Below are 22,732 nucleotides of genomic sequence, written 5' to 3' on the forward strand. Positions count from 1 at the left end.
AGTACGTTTTTGTTTCTCTTGAATGTATAGACAGGTATAGCCATGAACACCACCACCATCCAGGAGCTCTCGAAATCCGAACTGGAACTGCATCCCGGCGCGCTCACGCTGGCTCAGCTGCGCCGTATTCAGGACGGCGGCGTGCAGCTCAGCATGGCGCAGGCCGCCTATGCGGCCATGCGCAAGGCCGAGGCGCATGTGCAGCACATCGTCGATGAAGACCAGGTGGTCTACGGCATCAACACCGGTTTCGGCAAGCTGGCTTCGACCAAGATCGCGCACGAGCGCCTGGCCGAGCTGCAGCGCAATCTGGTGCTTTCGCACAGCGTCGGCACGGGCGAGCCGCTGCCGGACCATGTGGTGCGTCTGGTTCTGGCTACCAAGGCCGTGAGTCTGGCCCGCGGACATTCGGGAGTCCGCACGGCACTGGTGGACGCGCTGCTGGCTCTGACCAATGCCGATGTTCTGCCTGTGATTCCCTCCAAGGGTTCGGTGGGCGCTTCGGGCGATCTGGCGCCGCTGTCGCACCTGGCCTGTGTGCTGATCGGCGAGGGGCAGGCCAAGGTGGGCGGCAAGCTCGTCTCCGGCCGTGAAGCCATGAAACATATCGGTCTGGAGCCCTTTGTGCTGGGTCCCAAGGAAGGGCTGGCGCTGCTCAATGGAACCCAGGTTTCCACCTCGCTGGCGCTGGCCGGGCTGTTCCAGGCCGAAAGCGTGCTGGCCGCAGGCCTGGTGGCCGGCTGCCTGACGCTGGAAGCCATACAGGGCTCCATCAAGCCCTTCGATGCGCGCATTCACGAGGCCAGAGGCCAGCAGGGACAGATTGCCGTGGCGGCCGCCGTGCGCTCCCTGCTGGACGGCAGCGCCATCGACCCCTCGCATCCCAATTGCGGGCGCGTGCAGGACCCCTACTCCATCCGCTGCGTGCCGCAGGTCATGGGCGCCTGCCTGGACAACCTCAGCCATGCTGCGCGCGTGCTGGTCATCGAAGCCAATGCAGCCTCGGACAATCCGCTGGTGTTCGACAACGGCGACGTGATTTCGGGCGGCAACTTCCATGCCGAACCCGTGGCGTTCGCTGCCGACATCATGGCCTTGGCGATCGCCGAAATCGGCGCCATCTCCGAACGTCGCATGGCCTTGCTGCTGGACACCGGACTGTCGCGCCTGCCGGCCTTTCTGATCGAGGACAGCGGCGTCAACTCGGGCTTCATGATTGCCCAGGTCACGGCGGCCGCCCTGGCGGCCGAAAACCAGTGCCTGGCGCACCCGAGCAGCGTGACCAGCCTGCCCACATCGGCCAACCAGGAAGACCATGTCTCCATGGCCACCTATGGTGCGCGTCGCCTGGCTGACATGGTCAGGAACACGGCGGTGATCGTGGGCGTGGAGGCCATGGCCGCAGTCCAGGGCATGGACTTCGACCGCCGGCTCAAGAGCTCGACGCTGATCGAGGAGCAGTACGCGCTGATCCGCAGCCAGGTGCCCTATCTGGACAAGGATCGCTACCTGGCGCCCGATATCGAAATCATGCGTCTGTGGGCGCTGGAAACCGTCTGGCCCGAGGTGTTGCAGAGCATTTTGCCGAGCACGGAGCGCTAAAACTGCTGCCTACAACCCACACCGCAAAAATCGCCGGCGCCCCAGGCCAGGGGTGCCGAGCAAGAGCCTCAGCCGGCCGCGCCGCCTCGCAGCGAGGGCGTCGTCCCCTTGGGGGAAAGCGGCGCAGCCGCTCAGGGGGATCAAAAACTTCCCGCGAACTGGTAGCGCGAAGCAGGGTGCCAGAGGGCCGACACCGAGGCCACCTGGCCTTGGGAGCGGGTTCTGCGGCGCAGCACCAGACAGGGTTCGGTGACCTCCATGCGCAAAAGCTCCGCTACCTCGGGCGTGGGCATGCTCGCCTCGATGGAGAAGCTCACGCCCTGCAGCGGTGCCACGCGCACCAGATAGGCATTCGGCGTCTGGCTCGCAAAGTCCTGGCTCAGATAGTCGGGAGCCACGGCCGGGTTCACATAACGGTCTTCGACCTGAATGGGGACATCGTTCTCGAAGTGCACGACCACGGAGTGAAACAGATGGGGGGCGGCGTTCAGCTCGAACTGGCGCAGCAGGGCGGCATCGACCTTGCTGCGTTCCAGCCGCTGCAGCTCTCCGCGGTGCCGGTGGCCGCGGGCCGCGATCTCGTCGGCGATATTGCGCAGCTCCACCAGGGTTGCCTGGTACTTCTGCTGGGCCACGAAAGTGCCCGAGCCCTGGACACGCGTCAGTGTCTTTTCGTCGCTGAGTTCGCGCAGCGCGCGGTTGACGGTCATGCGCGCCACATTGAACTGCTTGACCAGCGCGGCCTCGCTGGGAATGGCCTGGCCTTCCTGCCATACGCCACTGTGAATCTGCTGCAGCACATGGTCTTTGATGCGCTGGAACGCAGGTACGGCGGCGGTGGTATCAGTTCGCGACATAGGGTTTGTTTGGATCAGAAAAGCTGTCTAGATGATTGACGTTGGTGGGAGTAAATCACAAAATTAGTCTATACAACTTTACGAGAATATTCAAAAGTTGTTCGGACATATAAGAGATTTCCAGAGGGATTGACGGAGCAAATTCATGAGTATTGATACAGCAACGCTGGGTTCCTCTGGCGCCATCGAGACCAGAACCATCGACATGGTTCCAGAGAGTGAGCGCCACGGCACGCCCTCCAGCCAGTTCACCCTCTGGTTCGGTGCCAACATGCAGATCACGGCGGTTGTCGATGGTGCTCTGGCCGTGGTGTTCGGCGCCGAAGCCATGACCGCCATCCTCGGTCTCTTGATCGGCAATATCCTCGGCGGCATCGTCATGGCACTGCACTCGGCCCAGGGGCCGCGCCTGGGCCTGCCCCAGATGATCTCCAGCCGCGTTCAGTTCGGCGTCAAGGGGGCAGCCCTGCCACTGGTTCTGGTGATCCTGATGTATGTGGGCTTCGCCGCCACGGGCACCGTGCTCTCGGGCCAGGCCATCAATCTGATGTTCGGCTTTCACAGCCCAGCGGTCGGCATCATCATCTTCGGTGCACTCACGGCTCTGGTCGCCGTGGTGGGCTACCGGCTCATCCATGTGGTGGGGCGCATTTCCACCGTGGTCGGCATTCTGGGCTTTGGCTATCTGGCCTGGCAACTGTGCCACCAGTTCGATGTGGTCTCCGCATTTGGCCAGAAGCCTTTCACCTGGGCCAGCTTTCTCACGGCCATGGCCTTGTCGGCAGGCTGGCAGATGACGTTCGCCCCCTATGTGGCCGACTATTCGCGCTATCTGCCCACCAAGACATTGACGGCTGCCACCTTCTGGACCACTTTCAGCGGCAGTGTCATCAGCTCGCAGCTGGCCATGACCTTCGGTGTGCTGGTGGCAGCTCTGGGTGCCAACTTCATCAAGAACCAGGTCGGCTTCATGGGCCAGCTCGCCGGCCCGCTGGCGGTAGTGATCTACCTGGTCATCGTGACCGGCAAGCTCACCGTGAACTGTCTCAACGCCTATGGCGGCTTCATGACTGTGCTGACAACGGTCAGCGCCTTCAATCGTAAAAAGCAGTTCACCTCGACATCGCGCCTGCTCTACATCCTGGGCTTTGTGCTGGTGACGGTGCTGGTAGCCCTGCTGGCCAGCTCCAACTTCCTGGCCACTTTCAAGAACTTCGTGCTGTTGCTGCTCACCGTGTTCGTTCCCTGGAGCGCCGTCAATCTGGTGGACTACTACCTGATCTCCAAGGAAAAAGTGGACATCCCGGCTCTCTACGACAGTCAGGGCCGCTATGGCGCCTACAACTGGACGGCCCTGTCCTGCTATGTGATGGGCGTTCTGGTGCAGATCCCCTTCATCAACCAGGCCATGTATGTGGGCCCGCTGGCCAAGGCCATGAACGGCGCCGACATCTCCTGGATCGTGAGCCTGATCGTCACCTCGCTCGTCTACTACCCGCTGGCCAGGAAAAGCATGAACGTGCCCAGCCAGATGATTTATCCCAGCCCGGTTCAAGCAGCGCCCACGGACGCAGGCAAGAGCTTTGCCGGTACCACTTACGCCGTGCAAGCCGGCTGAATCCTCCCATCCATTCTTGAAGGATACGACCATGAACGCCAACGACGCCATCATCAGCGCAGCCAAGCAAGACCCCCGCTACGACGCCAGCCGCGAAATCCGTGCCCCTCGCGGCAGCGAGCTGCACTGCAAGAACTGGCTTGCCGAAGCGGCCTATCGCATGATCCAGAACAACCTGGATCCGGACGTAGCCGAGAATCCCAAGGCCCTGGTCGTCTATGGCGGCATTGGCCGGGCGGCCCGCAACTGGGAGTGCTATGACGAGATACTGGCCCAGCTCAAGAAGCTCGAAGCCGACGAGTCGCTGCTGATCCAGTCGGGCAAGCCCGTGGGCGTGTTCAAGACCCATCCCGATGCGCCGCGCGTGCTGCTGGCCAACTCCAATCTGGTGCCCAAGTGGGCCAACTGGGAGAAGTTCAACGAGCTCGATCAAAAGGGTCTGTTCATGTACGGCCAGATGACAGCCGGCAGCTGGATCTACATCGGTGCCCAGGGCATTGTGCAGGGCACGTTCGAGACCTTTGTCGAAGCCGGTCGCCAGCACTACAACAACGATCTGACCGGCAAGTGGATTCTCACGGCCGGCCTGGGCGGCATGGGCGGTGCACAGCCGCTGGCCGGCGTGCTGGCCGGCGCCTGCGTGCTGGCCATCGAGTGCAAGCAGAGCAGCATCGACTTCCGCCTGCGCACCCGCTACGTGGACAAGCAGGCCAAGGATATCGACGACGCGCTGGCCCTGATCAAGCATCACACCGAAAAGGGCGAGGCCGTCTCCATTGCCCTGCTGGGCAATGCGGCTGAAGTCCTGCCCGAGCTGGTCAAGCGCGCCAGGGCTGGCGGCATCCGTCCCGACATCGTGACCGACCAGACATCGGCCCACGACCTGATCAACGGCTATCTGCCTGTGGGCTGGACCGTGGAGCAATGGAATGCCGCTGCGGCCGACCCCGGCCAGCACCCCGTGCTCAAGAAGGCCGCCGCCCAGGGCTGCGCCCAGCACGTGCAGGCCATGCTGGACTTCCAGGCCATGGGCATCCCCACGGTGGACTATGGCAACAACATCCGCCAGGTGGCCCTGGACGAAGGCGTGAAGAACGCTTTCGACTTCCCCGGCTTTGTGCCAGCCTACATTCGTCCGCTGTTCTGCGAAGGCAAGGGCCCGTTCCGCTGGGTGGCGCTGTCCGGCGACCCCGAGGACATCTACAAGACCGACGCCAAGATCAAGGAGCTGTTCCCAGACAACAAGCACACCCACCGCTGGCTGGACATGGCCAAGGAACGCATCGCCTTCCAGGGCCTGCCATCGCGCATCTGCTGGCTGGGTCTGGGCGAGCGCCACAAGGCGGCCCTGGCCTTCAATGAAATGGTCAAGAACGGCGAACTCAAGGCGCCCATCGTGATCGGCCGCGATCACCTGGACTGCGGTTCGGTGGCCAGCCCCAACCGCGAGACCGAAGCCATGAAGGACGGCACCGACGCTGTCTCCGACTGGCCGTTGCTCAACGCCCTGCTCAACACTGCGGGCGGCGCCACCTGGGTCAGCCTGCACCACGGCGGCGGCGTGGGCATGGGCTACTCGCAACACGCCGGCGTGGTCATCGTGGCCGATGGTACGGACGAGGCTGCGGCCCGTCTGAACCGCGTGCTCTGGAACGATCCCGCCACCGGCGTGATGCGCCATGCCGATGCAGGCTACGAGATTGCCGTGGAAGCGTCCAAGCGCCATGGCCTGAATCTGCCGATGGTGAAGTAACTGTCACCCCCTGAGGCGCTTACGCGCCTTCCCCCTCTCTCGCTGCTCGGGAGGGGGACGACAGCCTCGGTGCGGGGCGGCCCTTCCTCGCTGTCTCTCGCCTGGGGCGCGCCAGTTTTAAGCTGCGTTTTGTTGTAGTTTTTGTGCTTTTGATCGATGCAACGCTTTGACCTGAACCAGATTGCGCCCAGCCCGTGGAAGAACGGGGGCGGCAGCACGCGCGAGATTGCCTGCTGGCCGCAGGGCGCAGGCATGGACAGCTTTGGCTGGCGCGTGAGCGTGGCCACGATTGCCCAGGCCGGCCCGTTCTCGGCATTTCCGGGCATAGACCGCCAGATCATGCTGCTCGATGGCGACGGGGTGCGACTGCACAGCGCCCAGGCCGGGCTCGAGCATGCATTGACCGAGCGCTGGCAGCCCTTCGCCTTTTCGGGCGATATGGCGCTGGATTGCGATCTGCTGGGCGGCCCGTCCAGCGACTTCAATGTCATGACCCGGCGCGGACAGTGGTCGGCCAGTCTGGAGCAGCTCGGTGGCCAGGCAGAGGCGGGGCTGAGCGCCGCGGGGCTTTGCATGGTGTTGCAGGGTGGCTGGAAATGCACCGACGGGCGGATACTGCAAGCCGGTCAGGGCCTGTGGTGGAGCAGCGTCCGGCCCGAGCCGCTGCTGGCGCAGGACGAAAAGGCCAGGCTGATCCTGGTCAGCCTAGCGCCGCATAGCTGAAACAGGAGCAGCTTGCGCGCTTTGGTTGGTCATTTCAATGTGTATTGATATGAAAAATCAGGAGTGGCAAGCGCATGAAGCTATGAAATTAGTAGTTTCATGGTTTGAATTGCCGTAATCGAACACTAGGAGCATCGCCATGACGCAAGTTATTTCCCATCCCGCAGTCTCTGCCGACGGCTGCTGGTACAACCTGCGTCTGGCGCCGGAGCTGTATGTCTCCGAAGTGGCGGATATTCCCGAAGGCACGCTGGCCTGCATCGTGGTGCAGCAAGGCCGCATGGTCTGGGTGGGCCCGCAGGATGCCATGCCCGCCGAATACCAGGCGCTGCCCCGGCATGATGGCGCAGGGCGCCTGGCCACGCCGGGCCTGATCGACTGCCACACCCACCTGGTCTATGGCGGCGAGCGTGCCAACGAGTTTGCCATGCGCCTGGCCGGGGCCAGCTACGAAGAAGTGGCCCGTGCCGGCGGAGGCATCGTCTCCAGCGTCAGGGCCACGCGCGAAGCGTCGGAGGACGAGCTGGTGGCGCTGGCGTTGCCGCGTCTCGAGCAGTTGCTGGCTGAAGGCGTGACGGCCATAGAGATCAAGTCAGGCTATGGCCTGGCCCTGGAACACGAGCGCAAGCAACTGCGTGCCGCAAGGCGCCTGGGCGAGCTGTGTGCCGTGACCGTGCGCACCACCTTTTTAGGGGCCCATGCGCTGCCGCCCGAATATGCAGGCCGCAGTCAGGAATACACGGATCTGGTCTGCCAGGTCATGCTGCCGGCACTGGCCGCCGAAGGCCTGATCGATGCCGTCGACGTGTTCTGCGAACGCATCGCCTTCTCGCTGGCCGAGACCGAGCAGGTCTTTCAGGCGGCCAAGGCATTGGGCCTGCCCGTCAAGCTGCATGCCGAGCAGCTGTCGAATATGGAGGGAGCAGCCCTCGCGGCCCGCTATGGCGCGCTGTCCTGCGACCATATCGAGCACCTGTCCGAACACGGCATCGCCGAGATGAAGAAGGCCGGTACCGTGGCCGTGCTGCTGCCCGGGGCCTTCTACACGCTGCGCGACACCAAAGTGCCGCCGATTGAGGAATTAAGGGCCGCCAAGGTCCCGATGGCCGTTTCTACCGATCACAATCCGGGTACCTCCCCGTGCTTGAGCTTGCTGCTCATGGCCAATATGGCCTGCACGCTGTTTCGTCTGACCGTTCCCGAGGCTCTGGCCGGCATCACCCGGCATGCCGCGCAGGCTCTGGGTCTGCAGGACGAGCAAGGCCTGATTGCCGTGGGCCGTCCCGCCAACTTCGTGCTCTGGCCCGTGAAGCAGGCTGCCGAGCTGGCCTACTGGTTCGGCAGCAAGCCTGACTGTACGGTGGTGCGCCAGGGCCTGATTGCGCAGCAAGCCAAAGCCTGAATGCGGGGAGCGCGAAAGGTTGCTGATGTCTCACGAACAATTTCTCAATGAACTGATTTCCACCCTGGGTGCCGATGTCGCGCTGCGCGGCACGGACACGCCGGAGCGCTGCCGCACCGACTGGAGCGGCACGCCGCCCCAGCAGCCGCTGGCGCTGGTGCGCCCGCGCAGCACGGAGGAAGTCAGCGCCGTCATGCGTCTGTGCAGCGCCCACCGGATTGCGGTGGTTCCGCAGGGTGGGCTGACCGGGCTGGCCGGTGCCGCGGTTCCGATGGAGGGGGCAGTGGCCCTGTCGCTGGATCGCATGAACCGCATCGAGGACATCGATGCCCAGACTGGGTTGATGCAGGTGCAGGCCGGCGTCACCCTGCAAGCCGTGCAGGAAGCGGCCGTCGATGTCGGCATGGTGTTCGGCGTGGATCTCGGTGCTCGCGGCAGCTGTCAGATCGGCGGCAATGTCTCGACCAACGCGGGCGGCAACGGCGTGCTGCAGCACGGCATGATGCGCGAGCAGGTGCTGGGCCTGGAGGTGGTGCTGGCCGACGGCACGGTGCTGCCCATGCTGCGTCCCATGATCAAGAACAACACGGGCTACGACCTCAAGCAGTTCTTCATCGGTGCCGAAGGCACGCTGGGCATCATCACGCGCGTGCTGCTGCGCCTGCGTCCTGCGCCCCAGGCCACGGCCACGACGCTGGTGGCCATGCCCGATTTCGACTCCGCGCTGGCCGTGCTCAAACGCATGCAATCGCGCTTCGGCAACAGCGTCGCGGCCTATGAGCTGATGTGGGACAGCTTTGTGCAGGCCTCCATGTCCTGGCTCAAGCTCGCTGCGCCTTTTGAGCAGCGCTACCCCTTGCTGGCCCTGATCAATGTGGACGGCAAGGACGAGGCGCAGCTGCAAGGCGATGTGCAGCAGGTGCTCGAAGAAGCCATGGAGGCCGGCGAGGTGCTCGATGCCATCGTGGCACAGTCGGTCGCCCAGGTGCAGCAGCTGTGGAAGCTGCGCGAGGCACCGGCCGAGCTCAACAACAATATGCATCCCGCGATCAACTTCGACGTGAGCCTGCCTCAGGCCGACATCGGCCGTTTTGCCGAAGCCTGCATGCAGGCCTTTGCCGCTCGCTGGCCTGGTCACCAGGCGCTGTACTTCGGCCATGTGGGTGACGGCAACCTCCATGTCTCGGTGGATGGCAAGACCGTCAACGGCGAATGCGAGCAGGTGGAGGAGCTTCTCTACCGCATCGTGGGCGAGATGCAGGGCAGCGTCTCCGCGGAGCACGGCATCGGCCTGCACAAGAAACCGTATCTGGGCAACAGCCGCACGCCTGCGGAGCTGGCGGCGATGCGGGCCATCAAGCTGGCCCTCGATCCCCTGGGCCTGATGAATCCCGGAAAGGTGTTTGATCTATGACGAATTCCCTGGTGGCCTCGCTGGCCCGTGCCCAGGTGCGCCCGCTGCCCGCGTACAACGCCGGCCTGTCCAATGAAGCGGTGCGGGCGCGCTATGGCGTGAGCGATATTGCGCGACTGGCCAGCAATGAAAATCCCTTCGGTGCCAGCGCCTCGGTGCGCCGGGCGATTGCCGAGGTGGCCAACGATGTGGGTAACTATCCCGATGCCAACTGCACGGCCTTGCGCGAAGCCATTGCCGAGCGCACGGGGCTGCCCGCCGGGCGCCTGGTGTTCGGCGATGGCTCGGAAGACCTGATCAAGATTCTCTGCGAGGTCTTTCTCGCCCCCGGCGATCTGGTGGTGACCCAGCGCCCCGTGTTCGGCCTACACGAAATCTATCCAAAGATGATGGGCGCGGAGGTCGAGCTCCTCGATCTGAACGAGGAACTTGGCTTCGATGTAGCCCGCTGGTGCGCTGCCGTGGCCAAGGCCCCCAAGATCGCCTTCCTGCCCAACCCGTCCAACCCCGTGGGCTGCATGCTGGATGCGGCGCAGTTTGCGCAGGTGCTGGAGGCCACGCCCGCCAACACCGTGCTGGTGGTGGATGAGGCCTATTACGAATACGCGCTGCATGACGATGACTACCCCGATGTGCTGGCCATGCTGGATGCGCGGGTCGGACCCTGGATCGTGCTGCGCACCTTCTCCAAGGCCTGGGGCCTGGCCGGTCTGCGCGTGGGCTACGGCATGGCCGACAGTGCCGAGCTGGTGAGCCTGATGGACAAGGTACGCTCGCCCTTCAACGTGAACATGGCGGCCCAGCGCGCGGCGCTGGCCGCCTGGAACGATCCTGCGCACATGCGCAGCGGCGTGGCAACCACGGTGGCGCTGCGCGAGGATCTGCGCAGACAGCTGCTGGCGCTGGCAGGGCCGGGCCAGCCGCTGCAAGGCCTGCGCATTGCGCCTTCGGTCGCCAACTTCCTGTTTCTCGACCTCGGCCGTCCCAATGGTCCGGTGACCGAAGCGTTGCTCAGGCAGGGCGTGATCGTCAAGCCCTGGAAGGAGCCCGGTTTCGAAAATTTTCTGCGCGTATCCATAGGTACCGAAAAGGACAACGCGCGTTTTGTGCAGGCCTTGCTGGCCGCGCTCGAGGCCTGAGCCATGAAGCTGTTCCGGGGCTGGACGATTGTGGCAGCGGCCCATGGCCTGCTCGCCCTGGCCTTCGGTGCAGCTTATTCCTTTGGCGCTTTTTTCAAGAGCATCCAGACGCAGTTCGATGCGGGCCGTTTCTCCGTGGGCTCGCTGTTTGCCGTGACGGCTTTGCTGTATTACTGCGTGGGCGCTGTTGCCGGCCCCCTGGCCGACCGCATGGGCCTGCGCCGCGTGACCGGCGCGGGGGTCTTGCTGCTGGCCACAGGCTTTGCGCTGGCCAGCCAGACCCGCTCGCTGGCGCAGCTCTTCGCTGTTTTTGGCCTGTTCGTGGGCTGTGGCGTGGGCCTGATCTACGTGCCGGCCCTGGTGGCCGTGCAGCGCTGGTTCATACGGCTACGCAGCCGTGCCTCCGGCCTTGCCTCGGCTGGCACTGGAGTCGGCACATTCGTCGCACCGCTGTTTGCGGGCTGGTTGCTGGAGCAGCAGAACTGGCAGATCGCCATGCAATGGTTTGCGCTGGCCATCTTGCTGCTGGGACTGCCGGCCGCGCTGTCCATGGTCGGCCAGCCCTCGCAGCTGGGCCTGAACTGTGACGGCGATCCGCACCCCGCCCAAGCCGCTGCTCAGGCACAGGGCATGGAGCTGCCCCAGGCTTTGCGCAGCAGCAGCTTCTGGTGGCTTTTCCTGGCCATTCTCCTGGCCTCGGTGAGTTTGTTCGCGGCCCTGGTGCATATCACTCCCATGGCCCAGGGCCTGGAAATCGATGCCAGTTCAAGCCAGTTGCTGATCGCCCTGATAGGCGCCGGTAATGTGCTGGGCCGTCCGCTGCTGGGCGGTCTCGGCGACAGGCTGGGTGCTTTGCGTCTGCTCATGGGCCTGAGCATTTTCCTGGCCCTGCTGCACCTGCTGTGGTGGCAGTCCCATGGCTGGGCTGCGCTGGCCGTTTTTTCCCTGCTGTTCGGCGCTGCGCATGGCGGCTGCATCGCCCTGTTTCCCGTCCTGGCTGCCCATTGGTTCGGCACCTTGCGGCTGGGGGCCATTTTGGGCATTCTTTACATCAGCGTGGGATTGGCGGCAGTCGTCGGCGCCAGCGCGTCCGGCTGGGTGTTCGATCAGACCGGCGACTACACCCTGGCCATCCAGGTCAGCGCCGCGCTGGCCTTGCTGGCTGTGGCTGCGCTGGCGCTTGCGGCCCGTGGCCAGCGTTTGGTTTCATCTCCTTCAGGCATTTCGAAATGATCATGCACTCTTCCTCCTCCAGCGGCACACTTTTTGCCGAAGACGCCTTACTGCCCACGGGATGGGCGCGCAATGTCCTGCTCAGCTGGGATGAGAGCGGGCGTCTGGCCGAGGTGCTCACCGATGTGGATCCGCAAAGCGGAGAGGCCGGCGAGGTCGATACCGCCATCCGCGCCGCCGGCCCGCTGATCCCCGGCATGCCCAATCTGCACTCGCATGCCTTCCAGCGTGCGTTCGGCGGGCTGACCGAGTTCCGTGGCCAGGCGCAGGACAGTTTCTGGAGCTGGCGCAAGCTGATGTACGGCTTTGCCAACCGCATGACGCCCGAGGCGCTGGAAGCGATTGCGACCTGGCTGTACCTGGAGATGCTGGAGGCAGGTTACACCTCGGTCTGCGAGTTCCACTATGTGCACCATGATGTGGGCGGCAAGCCCTATGCCAACGATGCCAGCCTGTCCCTGGCGCTGCTGCGTGCGGCGCAGAAGACGGGCATAGGCATGACCTTGCTGCCCGTGCTCTATCAGACCAGCGGCTTCGGGGGGCTTCCGCCTCGTGAGGATCAGGCTCGCTTCATTCGCAGCACGGACAACATGCTCTCCCTGCTGCAGCAGCTGGAGCCCGTGACCAGGGCGCAGCAGGCAGCCCTGGGCCTGGCTCCGCATTCGCTGCGCGCCGTGCCGCCGGACAGCCTGAAAGCCGCGCTCGCAGGCCTGCACGCCATGCTGCCCAAGGCGCCGGTGCACATCCATATCGCCGAGCAGACCCAGGAGGTGGATGACTGCCTGGCCTGGAGCGGTCAGCGCCCCGTGCAATGGCTGCTTGAGCATGCGCCCGTCGATGCGCGCTGGTGCCTGGTTCATGCCACGCATATGACGCCCGAGGAATATGCGGGCGCGGCTCGCAGCGCTGCCGTGGCCGGCATCTGCCCCACCACCGAAGCCAACCTCGGTGATGGGATTTTCGACATGCCGGCGTGGCTCAGGCATGGCGGCCGCTGGGGCATTGGCTCGGACAGCCACGCCACGGTCAACGCGGCCGAAGAGCTGCTGATGCTCGAATACAGCCAGCGCCTGAACCTGCGCCAGCGCAATGTGCTCGGCGGCGGTGCCCAGCCCCAGGTGGCGACCTCCATGACCTTGCAGGCGGTGGCCGGCGGTGCCCAGGCATCCGGCCGCGCCATTGCCGGTCTGGCCGTGGGCCAGCAGGCCGACTTCGTGGTGCTCGATGCAAGGCATGTGGCCCTCAACGGCCTGCCAGCCGACAGCGGTCATGCGGCCCATGTGTTTGCAAGCCATCGCACTTCGGCCATTGCCGATGTCTGGGTTCGCGGCCAGCAGCGCGTGCAGGCAGGCCGCCATGCGCTGCACGAGGTTGCGCAACAGGGCTTTGTCCTGGCCCGCAAGGCATTGCTGCAAGGCGCCTGAGGGTGGCTGCATTCAGATTTTTGACAGAAGAGAGACGCTCCATGAGCCAAGCCATAGCCCCCTTTGTCTTCCACCAGGGTACGGCACCGCTGCTGATTTCCATGCCGCATACCGGCACTCATGTGCCGGCCGACATTGCGGCCAAGCTCACGCCAGAAGGGCGCGAAGTCCACGACACCGACTGGCACATGCCGCAGCTCTACGACTTCGCCAAGGCACTGGGCGCATCCATTCTGGTCGCCACGCATTCGCGCTATGTCATCGACCTGAACCGCCCGCCCGATGGCGCCAGCCTCTATCCGGGCCAGAGCGTGACCGGGCTGTGCCCGGTTGACGGCTTCGACAGCAAGCCCCTGTATGCCCGCAAGGAGTTCGAACCCGACGAGGCGGAAGTCGCGCGCCGCCGCGAACTCTACTGGCAGCCCTATCATGCGCAGCTGCGCACCGAGCTCGATCGCATCAAGAGCCAGCATGGCGTGGCCATGCTGTGGGATGCGCACAGCATCCGCTCGGTGCTGCCGCGCTTTTTCGAGGGCAAGCTGCCCGACCTGAACCTGGGCACCGCCGACGGCAAGAGCTGCGCGCCGGCACTGGCCCAGCAACTGCTGGATATTGCACGGCAGGCACCGGATCACACCAGCGTGCTCAACGGCCGCTTCAAGGGCGGTTTCATCACGCGCAACTATGGTCAGCCGGAGCAGGGCTTCCACGCCGTGCAGCTGGAGATGACGCAGTCCAGCTATATGCAGGAGCAGATGCCGTTCGACTACCTGCCCGAGGTCGCGGCACGCATCCAGCCCACCATGCAGCGTCTGCTGCAGGCCGTGCTGGCCTTCGCCCAAGCCAGCGGCCGCTGAGCCGAGGCTAGTGGCCCTCGGCCCCCGTCGGCAGCGCATCGCCCATCCAGCGGCGCGGCCCCGGGCCGCAGCGCTGGCACTGGTCCTCGGGGTTGTACATGGTGCACACCTTGAGCGACAGGCAGCCGCAGCCTATGCACTGGTTGAGGCTGTCGCGCAGGCGCTGCAGCTCGTCGATGCGCTCGTCCAGCCGCTGCTGCCAGATGAGCGACATCTTCTGCCAGTCGCCGCCCGTGGGTACATGCCGCGTCGGCAGCCGCGCCAGCTGTGCGGCGATCTCCTCCAGCGTGAAGCCCACACGCTGCGCAAACACGATGTAGGCGATGCGCCGCAGGCCAGAGCGGTGGTAGCGCCGCCTGCCGCCGCTGCTGCGCACCGATTCGATCAGACCCAGCGATTCGTAAAAGCGCAGTGCTGAAGCGTTGACGCCGCTGCGCTGCGCGAAGTCGCTGATGCTCATCAGCGGATCATCCTCAATTTTCATGGTGTCTTTCCTTGGTGCTTGACTTCAAGTTAACTTGAACTTGAAGAATGTGGGCCATTGTGATCGATAGGGCGGGAGCTGGGCAAGGCCGCCGAGGCAGTCCATGAAGGCCAGTTGGCCGGACTGCGAAATTCTTTGGCTGAAAGCTGCAATGACGCCGTTGCTGCTTACTTATAAAGTAATGAGTCTCATTTTTATTGATTGACATAGACAGGAGGTTCCCATGTACATCGACAGCAGCAGCTATCCCCTGGTCCGCATGGGCTACGAGCGTGACAAGGCTCAGCCTATGGACCGCTTGCTGGCGGATTTCTCGGCTCTGCTCGACCGCGGCCAGGCCTTTGTCTTCTACAGCGACGGCGACATGTCCCAGGAGGAGCACTCGCCCGAGGAGCGCAAGCAGGTGGTGCTCTGGATGAAAGCGCGCCGCAGCGAGCTCAAAAGCCTGGTTCGCGCTCTGGTTCATGCCGAGCCCGATGCACACAAGCGAGAGCAGGCCCAGGCCTTGGCGCTGATGTTCGGCAAGGCCTGGGGTTATCCGATGCTGCTGGTGGCTTCCACACAAGAGGCGCGCGAGCGAGCGCTGGAGCTTCTTCAGAGCGATTGAAATGGAATGAGGGAAAAGCGATGAATGCCGTGGATGAAGCCTTGCTGCAGGACAGGCTCGGAATGTGGGACCCCGACCAGGTGGACCGCCCGGTGATCGTGCTGCCCATGCAGTCGGGCCCGGGGGATTGGGGCATGGACTTCCATGCCCATCGCAAGAGTCAGCTCATGGTCACGAATGTGGGACTGATCACGCTGGAGACCGATGCTGGCGTCTGTGTGGTTCCGCCGCGCAGCGCCGCCTGGATCGAAGGTGGCATGCCGCATCGCGTCAGCTTCAGCGGCGCGGCCAGCGGCTACATCGTCTTTGTGGCAGCGGGGGTTGCGCGTCTCATGACCAGCCCCTTTCATGCGCTGACGGTATCGCCATTTCTGAGCGCGCTGCTGGAGCGCGTGCAGGCCTTGCCGCAGCACTACCGTCTTGATGACGGTGACGGCCGGTTGATGCAGGTGCTGATCGACGAGATCCAGGCGGCACAGTCCGAGGGCCTGCACCTGCCGATGCCGCGTGACCTGCGTCTGCGCCGCATGGCCAGCACCTTGTGCGCCGAGCCGCAGCTGCAGGCTCGGCTGGCCGATTGGGCGCAGCGCATAGGCATGAGCGAGCGCAGCATGACCCGGCTGTTTCTGGCCGAGACAGGCCTTACGGTCAACCAGTGGCGTCGTCAGCTCCATGTGCTTACCGCGCTGCAGCAGCTCTCGGAAGGGCAGCGCATACAGACCGTGGCAGACGCCCTCGGCTACGAAAGTGCGCCTGCCTTCGTGACCATGTTCCGCAAGGCGGTGGGGAGCTCGCCGCGGCGCTTTCTGGCGCAGCGCAGAGCACCGCTGCCGCCTGCGTGGCCCGGGCCGCCGCCTGTGTCCAGGTCCGCGGCCTGAGGCCGGCAGGCCCCGCTTCCAACCTGTTTTCCACGATGTCTCTTGCGCGCCATGCGCTGCGCAGGGACGGGTGTGCCCGCAAAGCGCCGCAGCACGTCGTGCACGGCCGTTTCCTGAAGGAGAGAGTCTCATGTTTGTCTTCCATCCACCGCAGCTGCGGCTTACCATGTTTGCCAGCGCCGTTGCGGCGCTGGTCCTGCTTTCCGGCTGCGGCCGTCCCGGCGCGGGCGATGCACATGCCAGCAACGGCCCGCCGCCCGCGCCCGAGGTGCAGGTGGCCGAGGTCGCCTTGCAGGCCATACGCCCCTGGGACGAATTCAACGGCCGCATCGAGGCCGTGGAGTCGGTGCAGCTGCGCTCGCGCGTGTCGGGCTATATCGAGCGCATCGCCTTCGCCGAGGGCCAGGAGGTGAAGAAGGGCCAGCTGCTGTTCGTGATCGACCAGCGGCCCTATCGCGCGGCCCTGGCCAGCGCTCAGGCCCAGCTCGAACGCGCGCGTGCCGCTGCCGGGCTGGCGCAGACGCAGGACCAACGCGCGCGTCAGCTGGTGGCCGAGAATGCGGTCTCGCGCGAAGAGGCCGATACAAGGGCCGCAACACTGGCCCAGGCCACGGCCCAGGTGCGCGCGGCAGAGGCCGAGCTGGCCACCGCACGGCTGCAGCTCGATTTCACCGAGGTGCGCGCGCCCATCACGGGCCGTGCCAGCCGCGCCCTGCTCACCGTGGGCAATATGGCCCAGGCCGACCAGAGCGTGCTGACCACCCTGGTCTCGCAGGACCCGGTGTATGCCTATTTCGATGCCGACGAGCACAGCTTTCTGCGCTACCAGAAGGCAGGTCTGGCCGACCAGAGCGGCCGGGGCCGCGCGGTGCGCGTGGCCCTTGTCGGCGACAGCGGCTTTGCCCATGCGGGCACGCTGGATTTCAGCGACAACCAGCTCCAGCCGGGCACGGGCACCATGCGCCTGCGCGCGCGCCTGGCCAACCCCGATCGGGTGCTGACGCCAGGCCTGTTCGCACGCGTGCAGATGCAAAGCGGCCCGGATCCGCAGGGGGGCGAGTCCCAGGCGCTGCTGATCGACGACAAGGCCGTGCTCACCGACCAGGACCGCAAGTACGTCTATGTGGTGGGCGAAGGCAATCTGGCCGAGCGTCGCGACCTCACGCTGGGTCGCATGGTCGATGGCCGGCGCCTGGTGGAAAAAGGCCTAGCGGCGGGTGACCGGCTGGTGGTGGGCGGCGTGCAGCGCATCTACTACCCCGGCATGCCCGTCAATCCCAGGCCGGTGGCATCAGCGGCCGCGCAGCCTGCGCCCACCGCTGCGCAGTAAGGGAGCAGTGCCATGGACTTCTCCAAATTCTTCATAGACCGGCCCATCTTCGCGGTCGTGCTCTCCATCATCATGTTCGCCGTCGGCCTGGTGGCCATTCCGCAGCTGCCGGTGGGCGAGTACCCCGAGGTCGTGCCGCCCAGCGTGGTCGTGCGCGCCACCTATCCGGGAGCCAATCCCAAGGAGGTCGCCGAGTCGGTGGCCGTGCCCCTGGAGGAAGCCATCAACGGGGTCGAAGGCCTGATGTACATGAAGTCGGTCGCGGCTTCGGACGGCAGTCTGCAGGTGGTTGCCACCTTTCGTCCCGAAATCGACCCCGACACGGCAGCTGTTCGCGTGCAGAACCGTGTCAGCCAGGCCCAGAGCCGGTTGCCCGAGGAGGTGCGACAGTTCGGCGTGACCACGCAGAAGCAGGCGTCCACGCCGCTGATGTACGTGGGCTTGGTATCGCGCGACGGCGCGCATGATGCGCTGTATCTGCGCAACCATGTCACGCTCAAGATCAAGGATGTGCTGGCGCGCATTCCCGGCGTGGGCGACGTGGGCATCTACGGCGCGGGCGACTATGCGATGCGCGTCTGGCTGGACCCGCACAAGGTGGCGGCACGCCAGCTCACGGCCGGCGAGGTGATCGCCGCCATCCGCGAGCAGAACATCCAGGTCTCGGCCGGCCAGCTGGGCGCGGAGCCCAGTGCGCAGAAGTCCGACAAGCTGCTGTCCATCAATGTGCGCGGGAGGCTGAAGACGGCCGAGGAGTTCGGGGACATCGTGCTCAAGAGCGGCGAAGGCGGCCAGGTCGTGCGTCTGGCCGACGTGGCGCGCATCGAGCTGGGCGCCAGCGACTACACGCTGCGCTCGTGGAGCGACACCAAGAACATGGCTGCCGTGGGCATCTTCCTGTCGCCGGGCGCGAATGCGCTGGGCGTGGCCGAGCAGGTCTACGCGGCCATGGACCGGCTCTCCAAGGACCTGCCCGAAGGCGTGGCCTTCGAGTCCGTCTGGGACCCCACGGTCTTTGTGCGCGACTCGATCAAGGCCGTGCAGAGCACGCTGATCGAGGCCGTGATCCTGGTGGTGCTGGTGGTCATCGTCTTTCTGCAGACCTGGCGCGCCTCCATCATTCCGTTGCTGGCCGTGCCTGTGTCCATCATCGGCACTTTCGCGGGCCTGTACCTGCTGGGCTATTCCATCAACACGCTGACGCTGTTCGGCCTGGTGCTGGCGATCGGCATCGTGGTGGACGACGCCATCGTCGTGGTCGAGAACGTGGAGCGCTACATCGAGCAGGGGCACAGCCCGCAGGAGGCTGCCCATCTGGCCATGAAGGAGGTCTCCGGGCCCATCATCGCCATCGCCCTGGTGCTGTGCGCGGTCTTCGTGCCCATGGCCTTTCTCAGCGGCGTCACGGGCCAGTTCTACCAGCAGTTCGCGGTGACCATCGCCATCTCCACGGTGATCTCGGCCATCAACTCGCTGACCCTGTCGCCGGCACTGGCAGCCAAGCTGCTGCAGCCGCACGGCGCACCGCGCGATGCGCTGGCGCGCGTCATCGACAAGGGCCTGGGATGGCTCTTCCGGCCCTTCAACCGCTTCTTCGATCGCAGCGCCCACGGCTACCAGAATTCGGTGGGCCGCTCGCTGCGCCGACGCGGCCTGGTGTTCGCGGTCTATGCGGCGCTGCTGGCCGGCACCGCCGTGCTGTTCCATGCCGTGCCCGGCGGCTTCATCCCCATGCAGGACAAGCTCTACCTGTTCGCCGGTGCCAAGCTGCCAGAGGGCGCGTCGCTGAACCGCACCGACGCGGTCACGCGCCAGATGGTGGAGACGGCCAAGAGCGTGGATGGCGTGGACATGGTTGCTGCCTTCGCGGGTTTCAACGCGCTGCAGTCCACGACCACGCCCAATCTGACCAGCTCCTACATCATGCTCAAGCCCTTCGGCGAGCGCACACGCAGTGCCGAGGCCATCAATGCCGAGCTGGGCGCCAAGTTCGCGCAGATCGAGGGCGGTTTCGCCTATGCGCTGATGCCGCCGCCCATCCAGGGCCTGGGCAACGGATCGGGCTATTCGCTGTTCCTGCAGGACCGCGCAGGCCTGGGCTATGCTGCACTGCAACAGGCGCTTGCGGCCTTTCAGGCCGAGATCGCCAAGACGCCGGGCATGACCTACCCGGTCAGCAGCTACCAGTCCAACATCCCGCAGCTGGAGGTGAAGGTGGACCGCATCAAGGCCAAGGCCCAGGGCGTGGCGCTGACCGATCTGTTCCAGACCCTGCAGGCCTATCTGGGCTCGGTCTACGTCAACGACTTCAACGCCTTCGGCCGCGTCTGGCGCGTGATGCTGCAGGCCGATGCCGACCACCGCCAGGCCGTGGAGGACATCGCCCAGCTGCGCACGCGCAACGCGCGTGGCGAGATGGTGCCCATAGGCTCCATGGTCACGGTGGTGCCCAGCTACGGGCCCGATCCGGTGCTGCGCTACAACGGCTTTCCGGCCGCCGACCTGATCGGCGACTCCGACCCGCGCCTGCTGTCCTCGGCCGAGGTGCTGACCAAGCTGCAGGAGATCGCGCAGCGCACGCTGCCGCGGGGCATCGAGCTGGCCTGGACGGACCTGAGCTACCAGCAGGTCGAGCAGAGCCATGCCGCGGCCGTGGTCTTCGTGATCGCCGTGATGCTGGTCTTTCTGGTGCTGGCCGCGCTCTACGAAAGCTGGACCCTGCCGCTGGCCGTGATCCTGATCGTGCCCGTGTGCATCTGCGCGGCGCTGTTCGGCGTCTGGCTGGCCGGGGGCGACAACAACGTCTTCGTGCAGGTGGGCCTGGTGGTGCTCATGGGCCTGGCCTGCAAGAACGCGATCCTGATCGTGGAGTTCGCACGCGAGCTGGAGATGCGCGGCTCGCCCATCGTCGATGCTGCGCTGCAGGCCTGCCGTCTGCGGCTGCGTCCCATCGTCATGACCTCCATCGCCTTCATCGCGGGCGCCGTGCCATTGCTGATCGGCGGCGGCGCGGGCAGCGAGGTGCGCGCGGCCACGGGCGTGACGGTGTTCTCGGGAATGCTGGGCGTGACGCTGTTCGGCCTCTTCCTCACGCCGGTGTTCTACGTCACGCTGCGCCGCCTGTCGGGCCGGTCGCTGGCGACCCGCACGCCTGCCCATCCTGCTTCACCTGTTTCACCCACATCCCTGGAGGGCAGCCATGTCTGAGATCCGCAAACCCTTGCGCCGGCATGCTCTGGCATATGCCGTGGCGGGCCTTTCGGCCTTGCTGGCAGGCTGCGCCGTCGGCCCCGATTTCCGCACGCCCGAGCTGCCCCAGGCCGGCGCGCAGTTCGCGCGGGCCGAGCCCTCCGCAGTCCCGCAACAGGCATCGCCCGAGACCGGCTCCGACGCCGCGTTCTGGCGCCAGTTCCAGGATGCGCAACTCACGCAACTGGTCGAGCAGGCCCTGCGGGCCAACCAGGATCTGCGCGCTGCGCTGGCGCGGCTCGATGCGGCCCAGGCCCTGCTGCGCGAGAGCCGTCTTGATCAGCTCCCGACGCTTACCCTGTCGGGCCAGGCGCTGCAGCAAAGACGCAGTGAAAGCCAGGCACCAAGCGGGGCACAAAGCGGGCCACTCAGCCAGCGTAGCTACAGCGCCGGCATCAACGCGAGCTGGGAGCTGGACCTGTTCGGTCGCGTGCGTCGCAGCATCGAGGCCGGCAGCGCCGATCTGCGCGCAAGTGCCGCCGATCTGGCTGCGCTGCAGGTCGCCATTGCTGCCCAGGTCGCGGCCAGCTACGCCGATCTGCGCGGCTGGCAGCAGCGTCTGCATCTGGCCGAGGCCAATGCCGCCAATCAGCAAGATACGCTGCGCCTAGTGCAGCTGCGGCTGGCGCATGGCAGCGGCACAGACTTCGACCTGGCGCGCGCCCAGGCGCAACTGGAGACCACGCGCTCGCGCATTCCGGCGCTGCAGGCCCGGATCGCCATGGCACAGCACCGGCTGGCCGTGCTTACCGGCCAGGTGCCCGAGGCACTGATCGCAGCGCTGGACGCGCCGGCCGCGTTGCCGCAACTGCCGCAGACCATCGCTCCCGGCACGCCCGCCGAGCTGTTGCGCCGTCGCCCCGATGTGGCCGCCGCCGAGGCGCGTCTGCATGCCGCCACGGCGCGGGTGGGCGTGGCCACGGCAGAGCTGTTCCCGCGCCTGTCGCTGGGCGGTCTGCTGGGCAGCTCCGCACTCAGCACGGGAGCGCTGTTCGAGGCCGGCAGCGCCAGCCGCAGCGTTTTCCTGGGCGTGGACTGGTCTTTTCTCGACGTGGGGCGCGTGCGCGCGCGCATCGCTGCCAGCGAAGCGGGCGCCCAGGTCGCGCTGGCCCAGTACCAGCAAAGCGTGCTGCTGGCGCTGGAGGACACCGAGAACGCCCTGGTGCTTCTCACGCGCACCCGCAGCGAGGACGCCCATCTGGCCCAGGCTGCCGAGCAGCGTGCACGGGCCGAGCAGCTCGCGCAGCGCCGCTACCGCCTGGGCAGCGTGGGCCTGTACGAGGTGCTGGACGCGCAGCGCGATCTCTATGCGGCCCAGGACGCGGCGGCCGACAGCCGCGCGCGCGGCCTGCGTGCCGCCGTGGCGCTGTACCAGGCGCTGGCTGGCGGCTGGGAGGGCCAGTCGCCGGCCAGGCCTATGATTGCGTTGCAATGACGCTTTCGCTGTTTCCTGCCGACTCCCTGCCCGCCGAAATCATTGATGACGGTGCCGTGCTGCTGCGCGGGTTTGCGGCAGCCGAGGAGCAGCGCTGGGTGGCCGAGGTGACGGCTTTGCAGACGCGGGCCGCATTTCGCACCATGCAGGTGCCCGGCGGCAAGTTCATGTCGGTGGCGATCACCAACGCCGGCGGCTGGGGCTGGATTTCGGATCTGCAGGGCTATCGTTACAGTGCCGTCGATCCGCAGACCGGCAAGCCCTGGCCTGCCATCCCGGCTTTTCTGGGCGAGCAGGCCGCCAGGGCGGCGGCGCTGGCCGGCTATCCGGGCTTTGCACCCGATGCCTGCCTGATCAACCGCTATCAGCCGGGCGCGCGCATGGGCTTGCACCGCGACCAGGACGAGCATGACTTTGCTGCGCCCATAGTCTCGGTCTCGCTGGGCTTGCCCTGCCGTTTCCTCTGGGGCGGGCTGACGCGCCAGAGTCCCACCCGGCGCCTTGCGCTCACCCATGGCGATGTGCTGGTCTGGGGCGGGCCCTCGCGCCTGGTGTTTCATGGCGTCGCTCCGCTCATGGAGGGCCAGCACCCGCTGCTTGGCAATGAGCGCTGGAATCTGACGTTCCGCATGGCCAAGGCTCGCTACCCGGCAGGCCAGCCATCGGAATAGGCGCTGGCGACAGGGCAATGCCCGGCTGCCCGGCAAAGCCGGCCAGCTTTCCTACA

The 22,732-nt window shown here is 65.7% G+C and carries 18 protein-coding genes; 16 read left to right on the forward strand and 2 right to left on the reverse strand.

Annotated features, from left to right (window positions below):
- Positions 1-42: 42 nt before the first annotated feature.
- Positions 43-1,602, forward strand: a complete 1,560-nt coding sequence (hutH, locus tag AAIL67_RS07610; RefSeq protein ID WP_063662668.1) for a histidine ammonia-lyase — start codon at positions 43-45, stop codon at positions 1,600-1,602.
- Positions 1,603-1,742: 140 nt separating this feature from the next.
- Here the strand turns inward: hutH and hutC are convergent, their stop codons facing one another.
- Positions 1,743-2,459, reverse strand: coding sequence for a histidine utilization repressor (gene hutC, locus AAIL67_RS07615; protein WP_063662671.1), 717 nt, complete (start codon positions 2,457-2,459; stop codon positions 1,743-1,745).
- Between the two features lie 145 nt (positions 2,460-2,604).
- Between hutC and AAIL67_RS07620 the strand changes: the two genes are divergently transcribed.
- The 9 genes from AAIL67_RS07620 to hutG all read left to right on the forward strand — a co-directional run bounded on the left by AAIL67_RS07620 (position 2,605) and on the right by hutG (position 14,022).
- Complete coding sequence (locus tag AAIL67_RS07620) at positions 2,605-4,077, forward strand: cytosine permease (protein ID WP_063662673.1); 1,473 nt, start codon at positions 2,605-2,607, stop codon at positions 4,075-4,077.
- Between the two features lie 31 nt (positions 4,078-4,108).
- Positions 4,109-5,830, forward strand: a complete 1,722-nt coding sequence (gene hutU, locus AAIL67_RS07625) for a urocanate hydratase (RefSeq protein WP_343483697.1) — start codon at positions 4,109-4,111, stop codon at positions 5,828-5,830.
- A 156-nt stretch (positions 5,831-5,986) separates the two neighbouring features.
- The gene (locus tag AAIL67_RS07630) at positions 5,987-6,553 is read left to right on the forward strand and encodes a HutD family protein (RefSeq protein WP_063662677.1); all 567 of its coding nucleotides are present in this window, start codon (positions 5,987-5,989) and stop codon (positions 6,551-6,553) included.
- Between the two features lie 139 nt (positions 6,554-6,692).
- Positions 6,693-7,955, forward strand: coding sequence for an imidazolonepropionase (gene hutI, locus AAIL67_RS07635; protein WP_063662680.1), 1,263 nt, complete (start codon positions 6,693-6,695; stop codon positions 7,953-7,955).
- Positions 7,956-7,980: 25 nt separating this feature from the next.
- Positions 7,981-9,369 (forward strand): FAD-binding oxidoreductase, encoded by a 1,389-nt coding sequence (locus AAIL67_RS07640; RefSeq protein WP_343483698.1) that lies wholly within the window; start codon positions 7,981-7,983, stop codon positions 9,367-9,369.
- Positions 9,366-10,508, forward strand: a complete 1,143-nt coding sequence (locus AAIL67_RS07645; RefSeq protein ID WP_063662685.1) for a histidinol-phosphate transaminase — start codon at positions 9,366-9,368, stop codon at positions 10,506-10,508. Before AAIL67_RS07640 ends, AAIL67_RS07645 begins: the two co-directional genes overlap by 4 nt.
- A 3-nt stretch (positions 10,509-10,511) precedes the next feature.
- Positions 10,512-11,741: an MFS transporter gene (locus AAIL67_RS07650; RefSeq protein WP_063662686.1), complete on the forward strand. Its 1,230-nt coding sequence runs from the start codon at positions 10,512-10,514 to the stop codon at positions 11,739-11,741.
- A complete protein-coding gene (locus AAIL67_RS07655) occupies positions 11,738-13,165 on the forward strand; it encodes a formimidoylglutamate deiminase (RefSeq protein ID WP_034351378.1) in 1,428 nt (475 codons plus the stop codon). Before AAIL67_RS07650 ends, AAIL67_RS07655 begins: the two co-directional genes overlap by 4 nt.
- Positions 13,166-13,206: 41 nt before the next feature.
- Positions 13,207-14,022 carry an N-formylglutamate deformylase gene (gene hutG, locus AAIL67_RS07660; protein ID WP_063662688.1) on the forward strand — a complete coding sequence of 272 codons (816 nt, stop codon included), beginning with the start codon at positions 13,207-13,209 and terminating at the stop codon, positions 14,020-14,022.
- A 7-nt stretch (positions 14,023-14,029) separates the two neighbouring features.
- Here hutG and soxR read toward each other — a convergent pair whose 3' ends face one another.
- A complete protein-coding gene (gene soxR, locus AAIL67_RS07665) occupies positions 14,030-14,506 on the reverse strand; it encodes a redox-sensitive transcriptional activator SoxR (RefSeq protein ID WP_063662690.1) in 477 nt (158 codons plus the stop codon).
- A 223-nt stretch (positions 14,507-14,729) separates the two neighbouring features.
- On the opposite strand from soxR, the gene AAIL67_RS07670 reads away from it, so the two are divergent.
- The 6 genes from AAIL67_RS07670 (at position 14,730) to alkB (ending at position 22,676) form a co-directional block, all read left to right on the forward strand.
- The gene (locus tag AAIL67_RS07670) at positions 14,730-15,113 is read left to right on the forward strand and encodes a hypothetical protein (protein WP_063662692.1); all 384 of its coding nucleotides are present in this window, start codon (positions 14,730-14,732) and stop codon (positions 15,111-15,113) included.
- Positions 15,114-15,133: 20 nt separating this feature from the next.
- Positions 15,134-15,991, forward strand: a complete 858-nt coding sequence (locus tag AAIL67_RS07675; protein WP_063662693.1) for an AraC family transcriptional regulator — start codon at positions 15,134-15,136, stop codon at positions 15,989-15,991.
- Positions 15,992-16,121: 130 nt separating this feature from the next.
- Complete coding sequence (locus AAIL67_RS07680; RefSeq protein ID WP_063662694.1) at positions 16,122-17,321, forward strand: efflux RND transporter periplasmic adaptor subunit; 1,200 nt, start codon at positions 16,122-16,124, stop codon at positions 17,319-17,321.
- 12 nt (positions 17,322-17,333) lie between these two features.
- The gene (locus tag AAIL67_RS07685) at positions 17,334-20,528 is read left to right on the forward strand and encodes a multidrug efflux RND transporter permease subunit (RefSeq protein ID WP_063662695.1); all 3,195 of its coding nucleotides are present in this window, start codon (positions 17,334-17,336) and stop codon (positions 20,526-20,528) included.
- Positions 20,521-22,005 carry an efflux transporter outer membrane subunit gene (locus AAIL67_RS07690; protein WP_063662696.1) on the forward strand — a complete coding sequence of 495 codons (1,485 nt, stop codon included), beginning with the start codon at positions 20,521-20,523 and terminating at the stop codon, positions 22,003-22,005. Before AAIL67_RS07685 ends, AAIL67_RS07690 begins: the two co-directional genes overlap by 8 nt.
- The gene (gene alkB / locus AAIL67_RS07695; RefSeq protein ID WP_034351391.1) at positions 22,002-22,676 is read left to right on the forward strand and encodes a DNA oxidative demethylase AlkB; all 675 of its coding nucleotides are present in this window, start codon (positions 22,002-22,004) and stop codon (positions 22,674-22,676) included. The genes AAIL67_RS07690 and alkB overlap by 4 nt, the downstream gene beginning before the upstream one ends.
- Positions 22,677-22,732: the final 56 nt, after the last annotated feature.

The sequence above is a fragment of the Comamonas sp. A7-5 genome, assembly GCF_039581385.1.
Taxonomy (GTDB): Bacteria; Pseudomonadota; Gammaproteobacteria; order Burkholderiales; family Burkholderiaceae_C; genus Comamonas; species Comamonas thiooxydans.